This is a genomic window from Trichormus variabilis 0441, from assembly GCF_009856605.1.
Classification (GTDB): Bacteria; Cyanobacteriota; Cyanobacteriia; order Cyanobacteriales; family Nostocaceae; genus Trichormus; species Trichormus variabilis.
The window spans coordinates 165,157-179,481 of record NZ_CP047243.1 but is presented as its reverse complement, the minus strand read 5'-3'; the positions used below and the strand labels follow the sequence as shown (position 1 = coordinate 179,481).

The 14,325-nt window shown below is 40.2% G+C and carries 12 protein-coding genes and 2 pseudogenes; 3 read left to right on the top strand and 11 right to left on the bottom strand.

Annotation, left to right across the window (positions count from 1 at the left end):
• Nucleotides 1–61: 61 nt before the first annotated feature.
• Nucleotides 62–274 carry a chlorophyll a/b-binding protein gene (locus tag GSQ19_RS27220; RefSeq protein ID WP_026101665.1) on the bottom strand — a complete coding sequence of 71 codons (213 nt, stop codon included), beginning with the start codon at nucleotides 272–274 and terminating at the stop codon, nucleotides 62–64.
• Nucleotides 275–408: 134 nt separating this feature from the next.
• A pseudogene (locus GSQ19_RS27215) lies at nucleotides 409–672 on the bottom strand (hypothetical protein); the annotation flags it as partial.
• Between GSQ19_RS27215 and GSQ19_RS27210 the strand changes: the two are divergent.
• Nucleotides 671–1,000, top strand: coding sequence for a hypothetical protein (locus GSQ19_RS27210; protein ID WP_011316449.1), 330 nt, complete (start codon nucleotides 671–673; stop codon nucleotides 998–1,000). The pseudogene GSQ19_RS27215 and the gene GSQ19_RS27210 overlap by 2 nt on opposite strands.
• Before the next feature lie 6 nt (nucleotides 1,001–1,006).
• On the opposite strand, the gene GSQ19_RS27205 is transcribed toward GSQ19_RS27210, so the two are convergent.
• From GSQ19_RS27205 to GSQ19_RS27175, 7 genes are all read right to left on the bottom strand, one after another.
• Nucleotides 1,007–1,789, bottom strand: a complete 783-nt coding sequence (locus GSQ19_RS27205) for an ABC transporter ATP-binding protein (RefSeq protein ID WP_011316448.1) — start codon at nucleotides 1,787–1,789, stop codon at nucleotides 1,007–1,009.
• Nucleotides 1,786–2,841, bottom strand: a complete 1,056-nt coding sequence (locus GSQ19_RS27200) for a FecCD family ABC transporter permease (RefSeq protein ID WP_011316447.1) — start codon at nucleotides 2,839–2,841, stop codon at nucleotides 1,786–1,788. The genes GSQ19_RS27205 and GSQ19_RS27200 overlap by 4 nt, the downstream gene beginning before the upstream one ends.
• A gap of 97 nt (nucleotides 2,842–2,938) precedes the next feature.
• Nucleotides 2,939–3,943 carry an ABC transporter substrate-binding protein gene (locus tag GSQ19_RS27195; RefSeq protein WP_041457344.1) on the bottom strand — a complete coding sequence of 335 codons (1,005 nt, stop codon included), beginning with the start codon at nucleotides 3,941–3,943 and terminating at the stop codon, nucleotides 2,939–2,941.
• Between the two features lie 39 nt (nucleotides 3,944–3,982).
• Nucleotides 3,983–6,514: a TonB-dependent siderophore receptor gene (locus GSQ19_RS27190; RefSeq protein WP_011316445.1), complete on the bottom strand. Its 2,532-nt coding sequence runs from the start codon at nucleotides 6,512–6,514 to the stop codon at nucleotides 3,983–3,985.
• A gap of 231 nt (nucleotides 6,515–6,745) precedes the next feature.
• Complete coding sequence (locus GSQ19_RS27185) at nucleotides 6,746–7,762, bottom strand: ABC transporter substrate-binding protein (protein ID WP_011316444.1); 1,017 nt, start codon at nucleotides 7,760–7,762, stop codon at nucleotides 6,746–6,748.
• A gap of 11 nt (nucleotides 7,763–7,773) precedes the next feature.
• Nucleotides 7,774–10,362 carry a TonB-dependent siderophore receptor gene (locus tag GSQ19_RS27180; protein ID WP_011316443.1) on the bottom strand — a complete coding sequence of 863 codons (2,589 nt, stop codon included), beginning with the start codon at nucleotides 10,360–10,362 and terminating at the stop codon, nucleotides 7,774–7,776.
• A 166-nt stretch (nucleotides 10,363–10,528) separates the two neighbouring features.
• Nucleotides 10,529–11,449 (bottom strand): tetratricopeptide repeat protein, encoded by a 921-nt coding sequence (locus GSQ19_RS27175; RefSeq protein ID WP_011316442.1) that lies wholly within the window; start codon nucleotides 11,447–11,449, stop codon nucleotides 10,529–10,531.
• 164 nt (nucleotides 11,450–11,613) lie between these two features.
• Between GSQ19_RS27175 and GSQ19_RS27170 the strand changes: the two genes are divergently transcribed.
• Together GSQ19_RS27170 and GSQ19_RS27165 are read left to right on the top strand one after the other, a co-directional pair.
• Nucleotides 11,614–12,669: an MbnP family copper-binding protein gene (locus tag GSQ19_RS27170; RefSeq protein WP_224312113.1), complete on the top strand. Its 1,056-nt coding sequence runs from the start codon at nucleotides 11,614–11,616 to the stop codon at nucleotides 12,667–12,669.
• 78 nt (nucleotides 12,670–12,747) lie between these two features.
• Nucleotides 12,748–13,899 carry a methanobactin export MATE transporter MbnM gene (locus tag GSQ19_RS27165; RefSeq protein WP_011316440.1) on the top strand — a complete coding sequence of 384 codons (1,152 nt, stop codon included), beginning with the start codon at nucleotides 12,748–12,750 and terminating at the stop codon, nucleotides 13,897–13,899.
• A gap of 20 nt (nucleotides 13,900–13,919) precedes the next feature.
• Here GSQ19_RS27165 and GSQ19_RS27160 read toward each other — a convergent pair whose 3' ends face one another.
• The gene (locus GSQ19_RS27160; RefSeq protein ID WP_011316439.1) at nucleotides 13,920–14,111 is read right to left on the bottom strand and encodes a hypothetical protein; all 192 of its coding nucleotides are present in this window, start codon (nucleotides 14,109–14,111) and stop codon (nucleotides 13,920–13,922) included.
• Nucleotides 14,098–14,289, bottom strand: a pseudogene (locus GSQ19_RS30170) (deoxyhypusine synthase family protein); the annotation flags it as partial. The pseudogene GSQ19_RS30170 and the gene GSQ19_RS27160, both read right to left, overlap by 14 nt.
• Nucleotides 14,290–14,325: the final 36 nt, after the last annotated feature.

Sequence of the window (14,325 nt, the reverse complement as noted above, 5' to 3'; positions counted from 1 at the left end):
ACTCTCCTGGATTAATATTTTATGCGTTAATTGAATGAAATTTTTGAATAGTCGAAATTATTTACAAGCTTGTCAGCCATCCAATCAAGCCGTGTCCTGTGACAACTTCTACAGCTATGAGTGAGACAAAACCAATCATGGCCAAACGCCCATTGAGTTTTTCGGCGTACTCTGTAAAACCTGCTCTTGGGGTTTGATCTACATAAACCTTTGGTTCAATTGCAAAGTTGTTGAGTTGACCGAGTTCGTTCATAGTGAAGCCTTTGCTAGTCATGTCTTTTTTCTTTTGCTGGTTTATATAACTAAATATAACACTATGTAAATATTTTTTGCAAGCACTTGACATATTCAAAAAAACGGTTAACCGTACTAAAAATAGTCGAAGATACCGTATATGTGTTCGCGTAGCGTCAAAAATCCTACTATTGGATTGGTATCTTTCCAAAGATCGGCTACCTCGAACTGGAGTGCTTTCTCATCAGTAAGTACAGCCTCTGTATGCAATTCTGCCTCTACGCGTAGACGCGTTGGCGTTGGCGTAGCCTCTCGTAGAGAAGCGGCTTGTCGCTAGACATCGCTGGCTTCGGTCGTCATTAAGTCGCGCATCACGCGGAACACCGCTTCGGTAAAGTCTCTTGCATCATACAAATCTGCAAATCCGGCTTTAACCATGACTTTTTCTAAGAATGAGCGATGTTCATCAGCGATCGCAGTTCGAGAACCTTCAATCTCCGTTGGGTCAACTTCAGGGGTTGTTGTAATTAAGAATAAGAAAACAGGAAAATCACTGCGTTATGTAATACCAGCAGCAGCTCGTTCTCTACTTGATAACTGGAATCAAGATTTGGGCGATAGCGTTCGCGTAAGCGTCCGCTCTGCGGAAGCGCTGCTGCTTTCAGCAGATCGCCAGCGATATGATGCAGTTATGAATACTTCTAGTGATTCTCTGTTTCGTGTCGATAAAGACAAAAAAACAGACGAGAAAAGCCCCAAGGTTTGACATTTATCATCTGCTCTCAATTCCCCTATCTAGGAAGAAGCTAATACGTAACTTATCAATGCTGGGATCATGTTCCACTTTTGACCCCACACCGAACACCTCTTGTATTAAAGCAGGTTGGAGCAATTCTTTCGGCACTCCCGCAGACTTGATTGTTCCTTTGTCCACCACGTAAATGCGATCGCAATAACTAGCAGCCAAATTCAAATCATGTAACGCTGCTATTGTAGTCACACCCAACCCCTTCACCAACTCCAAAAGTTCCAACTGATAGCGAATGTCAAGGTGATTAGTCGGCTCATCGAGAATCAAAAAACCCGCCTGTTGTGCTAAGGCTCGTGCTACCAATACCCGTTGCTTCTCACCGCCAGAAAGGGAAACAAAGGAACGCTCACAAAACTCCAGCATTCCCACCTGAGATAGTGCTTCCCTGACGATATCGCGGTCTTTAGCTGTTTCTCGCTCAAACATTCCTTGATGGGGATTTCTACCCATCCACACCATTTCCTCGACCGTAAAATCAAATTCCGTTGGTGTCTCCTGTAAAACCACTGCTGTCTGTTGCGCCATCTCACGGGGACTCAACCGCCAAATATCTTGTCCATTGAGAGTAATTCGTCCTGTATCTGGCTTAAGAACGCGGTAAATACAGCGCAATAGGCTAGATTTCCCACTTCCATTAGGGCCAATTAACCCGACAAACTCACCGGATGCGACTTCCAGATTAATATCCCGCAAAATCGGCGTTTTCTCAATACGACAAGACAAATTCTCAACTACCAGTCTCATCGTCCCCCTCCTAATATTTTTGGAGAAAGCTGCATCAACCAAATGAAAAAGGGAGTACCGAAAAGTGCCGTAATAATACCGATAGGTAATTCCTCTGGGGCAATAATCATGCGTGCTAATACATCTGCCAAAATCAGGAAAATTCCCCCTAGTAACAGGCTTACAGGTAGGACGCGGCGATGATCTGAACCAACGAGTAAGCGGACGCTATGAGGTATCATTAAACCCACAAAACCAATCGCCCCACTTACAGCCACCATCACCCCAGTTAAGAGTGATGTTACCAAAAATAACTGCTTACGGAAGCGATCGCTATCTGTTCCCAAAGTCATTGCTGTTTCTTCACCGATGAGTAAAGCATTGAGCGATCGCCTCTGCAATAATAAGTACACCATCCCGATTCCCAGAGATCCCATCGGTAAAATCAAATCAGCCCACTTTGTCCCCGACAGTCCCCCCAATAACCAAAATAATACTCGCCGCGCCGCATCACCACTACCAGCTTTCAACGTCAAAAAACTGGTAACGGCAGAGAATAAGTAAGATATCGCCACACCAGCTAAAATTAACCGAGTCGAAGAAATCCTTCCCTGACGCTGCGCCAACAAAAAAACCACGACAAACGACAACATCGCCCCCAGAAACGCCCCCACAGATACCGCATATATCCCCAGTGAAGCGAAAACCCCAAACAAAATAACCAACACAGCCCCCACCGACGCACCAGAGGAAACGCCAAGGATATAAGGATCAGCCAGGGAATTTCGCACCAAAGCCTGCATTGTCACACCCACCACCGACAGTCCAGCACCGACAAAAAAAGCCAACAGCACACGCGGGAAGCGAATTAACCACACAATTTGCACCTGTGCAGGTGTCCAATCTCCTGTTAAATTGGGGAATAATTGGGCAAGTGCTATTTGCCAGACTCTTAAAGGCGGGATTGGTACTGGCCCAATCATCACAGCTAACGTAATGGAGATAATAAGTATAATAATTAAGCTAATTATTAATAGTTGATAGCGTGTTTTTTGAAATCTCCTTAGTTTCATTCTTTTGGTTAAAAAATTACATTTGGTGCTTGTCCAACAACAAGAGTGATAATTTCTCTGCGTACCTTTGCGGTTAAATTTCCACCCTCCATTATCCTCACTGTTTAAACTTCTCTGGATACAAAGCCTCGGCTAACTTCCTCACCCCCTCAACATTACGAATTCCTGGCATTGTATAACTAAAACCCAGGATAATAAATTTATCTTCCTGCACTGCTTTGAGTTTGGCATAAGCAGGATTAGATTTTAGTAAACGTCGCTTTTCTTGGGCCGATGACCAACTAGCATCAATCAACACAATTACATCAGGTTGACGGTTAATTACATCTTCCCAATTAACTGTTACCCAAGCTTGTTTTTTTTGAATATCTTTAAAAATGTTTTCCCCACCCGCCAATTCAATAATATGATTGGGCATTCCCCAGTTAGAGACAGTCAGTGGAGGATTTTCGGAATCATACCAGAATATCCGCTTTTTAGTAGTGATTTTACCTAGCTTGGCTTTAGTGATTTGTAATTGCGATCGCAATTCTTTAATCAGCGTTTGCGCCCGTGCTTCCACCCCAAATATCCGCCCAATATCTAATATTTCCTGATAGAGATTATCCATCGTCACCCTATCTGGTCTGAGTTCAGGTTTTTCACATTCGATAGGTAATAAATAAGAATTAATTCCTAACTTTAATAACTCTGTACGTGCGCCAAGGGTTTGATTATCAAATGCACTATCTTCAGTAGTAAACACAAAATCAGGTTCAACACCTAAAAACACTTCCCGCGAGGGATACTTTGCAGCCAAAACAGGAATTTTTCTATATGCTTGTTCATACTCTGGTAAAATCGGATTATCTAAATAAGCTGTACCCACCATCTGTTTTTCTAACCCTAGAGCCAGCATCACTTCAGTAGCAGATTGAGTCATGGTTACAGCTCGTTTGGGAGGTTGTTTATAAGTGATATTCAAGCCACAATTATTGATAGTTACAGGTGTATATTCTGTACTAATAGATGTTGTGACATTGGGTGATACAACCTTTCCCTCACAACCAAAAACTGACCCCAACAGCAGCGAAACCAGGACAATTAAAAAATGCTTTTGCATTCCCATGAGTAAAAAATTGTGGTGAATACAACCTATTAATTAAAACTCAACCGATATCGTTCCCAACACAGTAAATGGTGCGGCTGGGTCGATATTATAACCATCTAAATCATAATATTTCACATTAGAAATATTCTTAAAATTGAGAGCATATCTGAAGTTATTCCGCCGATAAAAAACAGAAGCATCAGCGCGGACATAACTCGGAACTTCAAAAGTATTGGGTAATCTTACCTCCTGTTCTCCAACATAATACAAACCCAATCCCAAACCTAAACCCTGGAGACTTCCTGTTTGAAATTCGTAAGTCGTCCACAATCCTAAACTATGTTCCGGTACACCAACTAATCTATCTCCCACAGGAATTCTATTATCTTTTGTCACCGTACCATCAATATAGGCATAGTTAGCAATTACTTTCCATCCTGGTAAAATCTCCCCAGCAATATCAAATTCAATCCCCTTACTTTCCTGTTCTCCTGTTTGCACACTAAATCTAGAATCTACTGGATCTGGTGTTAAAACATTTTGCTTAGTCACTTGGAAAAATGCTAAAGTCGCCGAAAGCTTATCATTGAGAAAATTCTGCTTAACTCCTACTTCAAATTGTTCAGTATTTTGAGGTTCAAATTGCTCATTTGTGCGGCCACGTGCTTGAAATTGCGGCGAAAATCCGTTTGTCCAATTAAAGTACAAGGAAGTAGTTTTCGTAGGTTGATAAACAAGTCCAACTCTAGGAGAAAATCTACTATCAGACTGCTCATTTAATAATTCATTCGTAACTCTATCTTCCCGACTGTATTCGTTAAAATCGAAGCGTCCACCCAACAAAATTTTGAAGTTTGGCGTTAATTCAACCAAGTTTTGAGCAAACACACCCACATTTTGAGAAACAATTCTCCTTCCAAATGGTTCACCACCAACTGAAATAGGAGTTCCACCATATTGGGGGTTAAAAATATCTATTGGTAATTCCTCATCTGGGGCAAATATATAATTAAATAAGTTATAGGCTAAATCCACACCAAATAAAACATTGTGACGAATTGAACCTGTAGAGAATTTACCAGAAATTTGATTTTGGAAAGTTATATTTTTGTGTTCCTCTTCCGATGCGGTAATAAACCGATTCAGGGTACGTCTATCATCTTCTAAAGAACCATAATATGTGTATTTAGCATCATCTAATTTTGCTCCCAGGACATTAAACCCTTGACGAAATGACCAATCTTTACTAAATTCGCTATCAAGAGTGTAGGTAAACGAATTAAAAGTAAAATTACCATTAGCAAAATTTGGCTCTCCTAAAAACCGACTTCTCGGAAGCCTCAAAGATTCTGGCTGAATGGGTAGTCCTTGGTCAAATACCAGATTATATTTTTGATGTTCAAATTCAAAAGTTATTTTGGTCTTTTCTCCGACTTTCCACTCGATTACCGGAGAAATAAAGAAGCTATCATTTCTGACAAAATCGCGGAAACTATCAGCATTTTCGTAAGCAACATTCAGCCGATATAATACTGATTTGTCATCTGTTAAAGGGCCTGTAATATCTAAAGTAGGACGAATAAAGTTATAACTACCGTAGGTCAAACTAGCATTATAGTAAGGTGTTTCTAGTGGCTTTTTCGTCACCGTATTTACTAACCCACTTCCACCAGCATATTGTGTGGGACTACCTCCATAAAGTACGGCTGCTGGCCCTTTGAGAAACTCGACTCTTTCGATATTCGCCACATCACGAGGACTAAAATAACCGTAGTCGGGAAACCCATTTCTGAGAGTTTCAAAGTTAGTTAAAAACCCTCTAATTCGATAACCTTGGGAAGACACACCCCCATATCCCCGTTCTGGTTGGACACCGCTAACGTTATCTGCTAATTCCGAAAGACGCACAACATTTCTATCTTCAATTACCTGACGCGGAATAACTTGAATTGATTGGGGAATATCTCGCAGTGGCGTATCAGTCCTGGTTGCGGTGATAGCATCGGGTACGGAATAGGTGTCACGTTCTCCTGTCACCGTCAATTCAATGGGTTCATTTGCTGGTGTTTCGCTAGTAGGTGATATAACTGGTGTGACGATGAAAATTAAACCTGCATCGCTGTCATCTAACTCAACTTTTGGTATAGCGGTTTCACCCGTTACTTTCACCCGGATACTATTTGCATCTTGATTTGTAACTACTACTTCTGTAATTCCTGCAAATGGTTTTTCTTGACGAAATGAATTTCCATTAGGTAAACTCAATTGCGCGTTAGGAATATCGATAATAAAGTTATTCCCTTCACTCTTGTTAGTAACTTGCAATTTATCAGATGCAGGAGTTTCTAAGATTATTTCTAAGCTGTTAGGAGTTTGATTGAGGCGTACTCCTGTCACTTGAATAACTGTATTTTGTTGCTGGGCGAATAATTCTTTAATGCTGGTGTGAGGAAGCTGTATCTCACTTAATTGGGGTATGTCTTTGATAGCTATTTCTTGTGAATAGGCAGGGAATGTATTAAAAATTGATATGGTATAACTCAGCCACAGATAAGCAAATAAACTATGTCGTTTCACCCTCATTCCTCACACCGTTAACGGTAAATTACACCAAAAAGTAAATACTGTGAGAATAAGTAAAATTACTACTTATGTCAAACGACATCGTGTCAAACTATCCTAAATTAATCCTCAATTATGGGAGAGAAACAAGATACCCAACTTATTTGAGAAGTCGGGTATCTGAACAACAGGATTTTTCATTAATCCATGTAAAATCTCACCAAAATGTATCCTATTAACCTTGACAATTCATCATTTAAATTTCTCTGGGTACAAGGCTTGAGCTAATATTTTAACTCCTTGAGCAAACCTGACACCGGATGTACTGTAGCTGTAATCAATAACGATGAATTTATCTTTTTGAACTGCACTAATTTTTCCATAGGCGGGATTTGTGAGAAATAATTGTCGCTGTTCTTTCGCAGGCGACCAACTCGCATCACTGAGAATAATTGTTTCGGGATTGTGGTTAATTACATCTTCCCAATTAACTGTTATATAAGTACCATTCGCTTTTTCTTGAAATATATTCCTACCACCCGCCAATGACAACATTTTATTTGGTAAACTATCAATAGTAATTGTATAAGGTGGACTTTCACTGGCGTACCAAAATACAGATTTAGGAGGATTAATTTGTCCTAGCTTTGTTTGAGTATCTTGAAGTTCTTGTTTTAAATTGTTAATTAATTTAACAGCGCGATCGCTCACTCCAAAAATCTGACCAATTTCTGCAATTTCATTGTAAATATTCTCTAGCAATTCCCTTTTATTCGGACAAACTTCGATAGCACCTTCCGCTAAATAGGAGTTAATTCCTAAACTCAGTAAATCTTTACGTCCACTAACTGCATCCTTACCGAAAGCACCAGGAAATGAACCATAGACGAAATCTGGTTCAGCACCTAATAAGACTTCTTTTGAGGGATATTTATCGGCAATGACAGGAATTTGCGAGTAGGTTTTTTGGTATTCTGGCAGAATGCGATCGTCTAAATAAGCTGTACCAACCATCTGCGTCTCTAAACCCAACGCTAACATGATTTCAGTTGCAGGTTGGTTGAGAGTAACTACTCTTTTTGGTGGTTGTTTGTAGGTAATAGTAACACCACAATTCTCAATCGTCACTGGGGTAAAATTAGCAGTTATAGATGGCAAATTTTTGGGATTTTCTAACCCCATTTGACAAGCAGCAATGATTACTAATAAAGTAGTCACAAAAAAAATTGTATAGCGATTTCGCCGCCAAGTAAAACCAGGAAGTTTCATAATTAACCTCCTTAAAAGTCAAATGACACTGTTCCTTGGACTGTAAACGGTGCGGCGGGGTAAATAAAGTAACCATCTAAAGTGTAATATTTGACATTAGAAATGTTTTTGAAGTTCAACCCAATTTTATAGTTATCCCGACGATAGAAAATAGCAGCATCGGCTCTGACATAAGAAGGTAGCGTTAAAGTGCTGGGTAATCTAGTTTCTTGTTCTCCTACAAAAGCAAGTCCTAATCCCAACCCTAAACCTTGCAAATTACCGCTTTGAAATTGATAGGTCGTCCACAAACTAGCACTATTTTCAGGTACACCATACAATCTACTACCAACAGGAATACTCTCGTCTTTTGTCACCACAGCATCGGTGTAGGCGTAGTTAGCAATAATATTCCAACCTGGTAAAATTTGTCCTGTAATATCTAACTCTACCCCTCGGCTTCTTTGTTCCCCTGTGGTGATACTAAAATTGGGATCAATGGGGTCTGGAGTCAATACATTTTGTCGAGTAATTTGATAAAATGCCAAAGTAGCCGAAAGTCGGTCTTTAATCAAATCTTGCTTGATTCCCACTTCAAATTGTTCGCCAATTTCTGGTTTAAACTGCTCATCTGTGCGGCTTCTAGCAGAATAATTAGGAGCAAAAGAGTTTGACCAAGAAAAGTAGAGCGAAGTTGTTTGACTAGGCTGATAAACAATACCAACTCGCGGGGAAAAGCGCGAATTTGACTGTTCATTAATGGTCGTGTTGGTTACTGTATTATTTCTAAATAATTCATTGTTGTCAAGGCGACCACCGGCTAATACTTTCAGGTTAGGGAGAACTTCGATTAAGTCTTGGATGTAAATAGCTATATTGTTTGAACCATATTCTCTACCAAAAGTCGGTGAGGAAGGAATGATAATATTTGCATCATACTGTGGGTTAAAAATATCAATTCTGATATCATTGCCAGTCGTAAAATTGTAATTAAATTTATATCGAGAAAATTCTATACCAAATAGCAGATTATGACGCAAAGAACCTGTTTTAAACTTGCCAATAATTTCATTTTGCAGAGTTAAATTATCATTTACTTCATCAGATGCACTAGGGCTAGTATTCGCAGTTTTCCGGTCATCTTCTAGAGCAAATAAGAAGGTAGATTTACTATTTAAGTTAGCCTGAACTAAGTTAAACCCTTGGCGAAATTTCCAGTTATCACTAAATTGATGTTCAAACCTATAAGTAAATGCAGTTGAATTAACATTACTGTCATTAAAATCAGGTTCTCCCAAAAATCTATTTCTGGGGAGTGTTAAAAATTCCGGTTCTGGGAGGAAGCCGTAATTAAAGTTGAAATTATAGTTTTGGTATTCAAATTCTATAGCAAGATTTGTACGCGGGCCGATTTTCCAGGTAAATGCAGGGGCGATAAAAAAACTATCATTTCTTGTAAAATCGCGGAAACTATCTGCATTTTCATAGGCAATATTCAGCCGATAAAGCAGTGATTTATCCTCTGTGAGTGTCCCAGTCAAATCAATTGTAGGGCGGAAAAAATTATAACTGCCATAGGTAATACTAGCGTTATAGTAAGGCTGTTCGAGAGGCTTTTTTGTGACAGTATTGACTACACCACTGGGAATCCCAGAACTAAACTGACCACCTCCATACAAAACTGAGGCTGGCCCTTTGAGGATTTCAAACTGTTCGACGTTGGCGATATCGCGGGGGGTGACATAGCCGAAATCTTGAAACCCATTGCGTAAGTTGCCAAAATTTGTTGTAAACCCGCGAATGCGAAAGCCTACGGAGGGTAGAGAACCATAACCTGGTTCTTGTTGGACACCAGCGACATTATCAGCTAAATCGTTGAGTCTAACTACACCTCTATCTTCAATTACCTGACGGGGGATGACTTGAATAGATAAAGGTAAATCCCGTAGCGGTGCTTCTATTTTAGTGCCGGTAGTGGCGGTGGGGACGTTATACCCATCTCGTTCTCCTGTCACTGTTAGTTCAATTGGTTCTTGATTCTCTGCTGATGGTTGCGTTGCTGGTGTTTCGCTAGTCGGTTTATCTAATATTTGTGGTTGCTGTGGTTGTGATGTAGAGGAAGTAACTGGTGTAACGACAAAAATCAAACCCTCATCGCTGTCATCTAAATCAACTTTGGGGACACCCTCCTCACCTGTTACTGTCACCCGAATACTATTTGCATCTTGATTTGTAACTACTAATTCTGTAATTCCTGTAAATGGTTTTTCTTGACGAAATGAATTTCCATTAGGTAAACTTAACTGCGCGTTAGGAATATCGACAATAAAGTTATTTTCCTCACTCTTATTGGTAACTTGTAACTTATCAGATGCAGGAGTTTCTAATATTATTTCTAAGCTCTTAGGAGTTTGATTGATGCGTACTCCTGTCACTTGAATAACTGGATTTTGTTGCTGGGCGAATAATTCTTTAACGCTTGTGTAAGGAAGCTGTATCTCGCTTAATTGAGGAATGTCTTTGATAGCTATTTCTTGCGAATATGCGGGGAAGGCATTCAAGATTGATATGGTAGAAGTTAGCCATATATAAGCGAATAAACTATCTTGTTTCACCCTCATTCCTCACACCGTTAACGGCAAATTACACCACAAACTAAATACTGTGAGAATAAGTAAAATTACTACTTATGTCAAACGACATCGTGTCAAACTTAACTTGATTTATATTTTCAGGGAAACTTGTGATTTGGCTTTGCTGATGTTATTGTCACTTCTCAATACCATACTAGATGAGAGCAATTTCTAACTGCGATGAGAGTTGTTGTTGTAAATTTTTCAGTAGGTTTAAAGTTTTTTCGTAGTTTGTAGTTGCTCCTTCTTGGGCAAAGTACTCTACAGCCTTTTGTAAATCTGCGATTGCTGCTTGTTCATAACCAAGTTGATGATCAGCTATACCTCGATTCAGATAGGCTTGGGCATTGCCAGGCTGAAGCTGAAGTGATGCTGTAAAATCTCTAATGGCACAAGAGTTATCGCCGCTTCTACCGCAAGCACAACCACGATTATAGTAAGCTCTATAGTCATGGGGATTGAGATGAATTGCCTTGGAGAAATCATCCATAGCACTTGGCAAATTTGATAACTCAAACCAAGCCAATCCTCGGTCGTTGTAAATATCTGCAAGACGTAAAGTAGATGTTTGGGGAATAGTGATTAACGCTAGATTGTAATCAGAGATAGCTTGTTGATGATTCCCCAACATTGCCTGGGCTATACCTCGGTTGTAGTAAGCTCTAAAATCATCAGGCTTGAGAACAATAACTTGGTTATTGTCAGCGATCGCTTGCCTATATTCCCCTAGTCTGTAGTATGCTAGTCCCCGATTGAGGTGGACTTCAATATTATCAGGGGTCAATTTGAGAGCTTGATTGCAATCAGCAATGGCACTTTGATAATCTGCTAATTCTAGATAAGCTAGACAGCGATCGCTATAAGCCGGCGCAAAATCCTTTTGTATCTCAATCGCCGTATTAAAATTTTCGATAGCTTCTTGGTAATTACCATGCAACAATTTCTCTATTCCTGACTGGAGAAATACACTCGCTGCATTTGGCTCTTTCACTGTAGATAATGAGTGTGCAGGTGCAGCGAAAACAAGATATGCAAACGTCACAGCAATACTAAAACTCAAGATGAATCGGTTCATGAAATGAAGAGAAACAACAGCCGATCAACTACACAACTTTATTTTCATGTTCATCCCTAGCATAGTCAAAAGACAACCTGTCAAATAATGTCAAAATTAACGAGTTAAACGCTTCTCTACTTTGACAATTGGTCGTTTGACAGCAGATCATCCATTACTGAGAATTGGAAGATACCTTAAACCAGTTATCAGTCCTAACAGCGTATCGGCGTAGGGTTAGACCCGCCACCAACGCCTTTCACCAATTGGTGTGGTGTTTCGTCAAGGATTTAACTGATAACTGTTTACTGTTCACTGTTAAACGCATAGGTGAAATGATGCAGTTGTCTGCGAAATTAGCGGTATTGACATTAGTCACAATTCCCTGCACCGCAATTCTGGGGAATTATGCTATCGGTTTAGCTTCTACTACTGAAACTCAAGAAGTCACAATTAGATTTAATAGTAAAGTTGCTCAACAACCCTTTAAATGTGACAAAACCTACACTTTAGGTAAACCAGCCAAAGAATTTACTCTCTCTGACTTCCGTTTCTATGTATCTGATATAGCTTTAATCGATGCTAAAGGTAAAGCTGTACCCCTAACCTTAACCCAGGATGGTAAATGGCAATACCAAAACGTAGCTTTAATAGACTTTGAAAACAAATCCGGTGCTTGTAGTAACGGCACAGTAGAAACACGTAATCAAGTGATAGGTACAGTACCTAAAGGACAATATCAAGGACTGCAATTTACTCTGGGTATCCCCTTCAATCTCAATCATGAAGATTCTGTCATCGCCCCATCACCCCTAAATTTAACCTCCCTCTGGTGGAATTGGCGATTTGGTTACAAATTTGCTCGCATTGATTTAGAGAAGCATAATCATACTAGCGCACGCGCGAAACATGATGAACCCAATCATCAAGCACAGGGTTTCCCCATCCATTTGGGTAGCACTGGTTGTCAAGCTCAAACAGGTAATCAAAAACCCTCATCTTGTAAAAATCCCAATACCGTGAAGGTTGTCTTAACTAAATTTGACCCCAACAAAAATATCGTGGTTGCAGACCTAGCCGCGTTGTTAAGCAACACAAATTTAACCATCAACCAACCAAATACCGCTCCAGGTTGTATGTCATCTCCCGATGATGGCGATTGTGTGGGCATTATGACTAATTTTGGTCTCCCATTTGGCGATCGCCCTGCTTCTAAACAGAAATTTTTCAGAGTGGAGTGATGGGAAAATAGAGAATGGGGATTGGGCAAGATGCCTCCCCTGCTTCTTCCTAGCCTTTAACTTGCTCCGAATTCCCAGATGAAATTAATTCGTTTGTTTACCCTCGCAGTAATTTGTCTGTTGTCAATTTGTCTCTCAATGGGGCTAAGTAAAGCATTTGGCACATCACCGACTTCAGAATATGACTGGCATCTCCCAGCTTGGATGCCGAAGCCAATTGTCCCAGCCGATAACCCCATGAGTTCGCCAAAAGTAGAGTTGGGACGGCATCTTTTCTATGAGAAGCGGTTATCAATCACGGGTGAATTCTCTTGTGCGTCTTGCCATATTCAGTCTTTGGCTTTTACTGATGGGAAAACGGTGGCGGTGGGAGCAACTGGCGAAAAACACCCCCGTAACTCCATGAGTCTCGCTAATATTGGCTACAACCCGGTATTAACTTGGGCTAACCCTTTGATGACAAAGTTGGAAACTCAAGCTTTAGTGCCAATGTTTGGCGAACATCCGGTAGAAATGGGTATGGTAGGAAGGGAACAACAAATATTAACAATGCTGCGGGATGACTCCAAATATCGACAGATGTTTGCCGCAGCCTTTGGAGAAAGTCAGGAAGCAATTAGCTTGAGTAATCTGACTAAAGCTTTAGCAGCATTTGAACGTACTTTGATTTCTATGAACTCTCCCTATGATCGTTATCGCTTCGGTGGTGACTCTCATGCTATTTCCAAAGCTGCTCAAAGAGGGGAAAAGTTATTCAACAGCGAACGTCTGGAATGTTTTCATTGTCATGGTGGCATTAATTTTAGCGATTCGGTGATGCACGATCGCCTGGCTTTTGTGGAAATCGCCTTTCACAACACTGGCCTATATAATATTGATGGGAAAGGAGCTTATCCACCAGATAATACTGGTGTTTATGAAATTACTACCCAACCCTCCGATATGGGACGTTTCAAAGCTCCAACTCTGCGAAATATTGCTCTGACTGCTCCCTATATGCACGATGGTAGTATCCCTACTCTAGAAGCAGTTATCGACCACTATAAAGCAGGTGGGAGAACGATTCATACAGGAAAGTTTGCAGGAGTAGGAAGCAAAAATCCTTTCAAGAGTGAATTTATTAGCGGTTTTGAATTAACTGAAGCCGAAAAAAATGACCTGATAGCTTTCCTAAAAAGTTTAACTGATGAAACATTTATTCATAACCCTGCTTTTAGTGATCCCAACTAATTAGGAATCTACCTAACTTTTTATCCCCAATTACTGAAGATAGTTGCCCAAAGTGTTCCTGTTACTCCTACAGCAATTAAAAGGTTAGTGAAAAAATTGCCTAATTCAGCTCCTTGTCCCAGTCCTTTATCGTCTTGACCTGCGGTGAAAAATAATGACCAAGCTTGGTTGACATTAATTGTCTCAAAGTTATTAAAATCACGGCGAAACACAACGGGGCCAATTAAATCTTTTTGGGTAAACGGATTTTACCATCTCAAAGCTCATCTCAGAAAATACTATCTGTTCAGTAGTTATATTTACCTTTCCCCAAGAATGAATCTCTTTGAGAGTAGAACCAGATAAAGCTTCATCTCGCTCGTTAGCCACAGTGACTTGAATCGTATATTTTGTGCATACTCGTGCATCTACGAGGGATAACAAAAC

Bases quoted from the DNA above. Each gene is read 5' to 3' on its own strand.
- GSQ19_RS27220 (WP_026101665.1), bottom strand. From the start codon at position 274: ATGACTAGCAAAGGCTTCACTATGAACGAACTCGGTCAACTCAACAAC.
- GSQ19_RS27210 (WP_011316449.1), top strand. From the start codon at position 671: ATGACTTTTTCTAAGAATGAGCGATGTTCATCAGCGATCGCAGTTCGA.
- GSQ19_RS27205 (WP_011316448.1), bottom strand. From the start codon at position 1,789: ATGAGACTGGTAGTTGAGAATTTGTCTTGTCGTATTGAGAAAACGCCG.
- GSQ19_RS27200 (WP_011316447.1), bottom strand. From the start codon at position 2,841: ATGAAACTAAGGAGATTTCAAAAAACACGCTATCAACTATTAATAATT.
- GSQ19_RS27195 (WP_041457344.1), bottom strand. From the start codon at position 3,943: ATGCAAAAGCATTTTTTAATTGTCCTGGTTTCGCTGCTGTTGGGGTCA.
- GSQ19_RS27190 (WP_011316445.1), bottom strand. From the start codon at position 6,514: ATGAGGGTGAAACGACATAGTTTATTTGCTTATCTGTGGCTGAGTTAT.
- GSQ19_RS27185 (WP_011316444.1), bottom strand. From the start codon at position 7,762: ATGAAACTTCCTGGTTTTACTTGGCGGCGAAATCGCTATACAATTTTT.
- GSQ19_RS27180 (WP_011316443.1), bottom strand. From the start codon at position 10,362: ATGAGGGTGAAACAAGATAGTTTATTCGCTTATATATGGCTAACTTCT.
- GSQ19_RS27175 (WP_011316442.1), bottom strand. From the start codon at position 11,449: ATGAACCGATTCATCTTGAGTTTTAGTATTGCTGTGACGTTTGCATAT.
- GSQ19_RS27165 (WP_011316440.1), top strand. From the start codon at position 12,748: ATGAAATTAATTCGTTTGTTTACCCTCGCAGTAATTTGTCTGTTGTCA.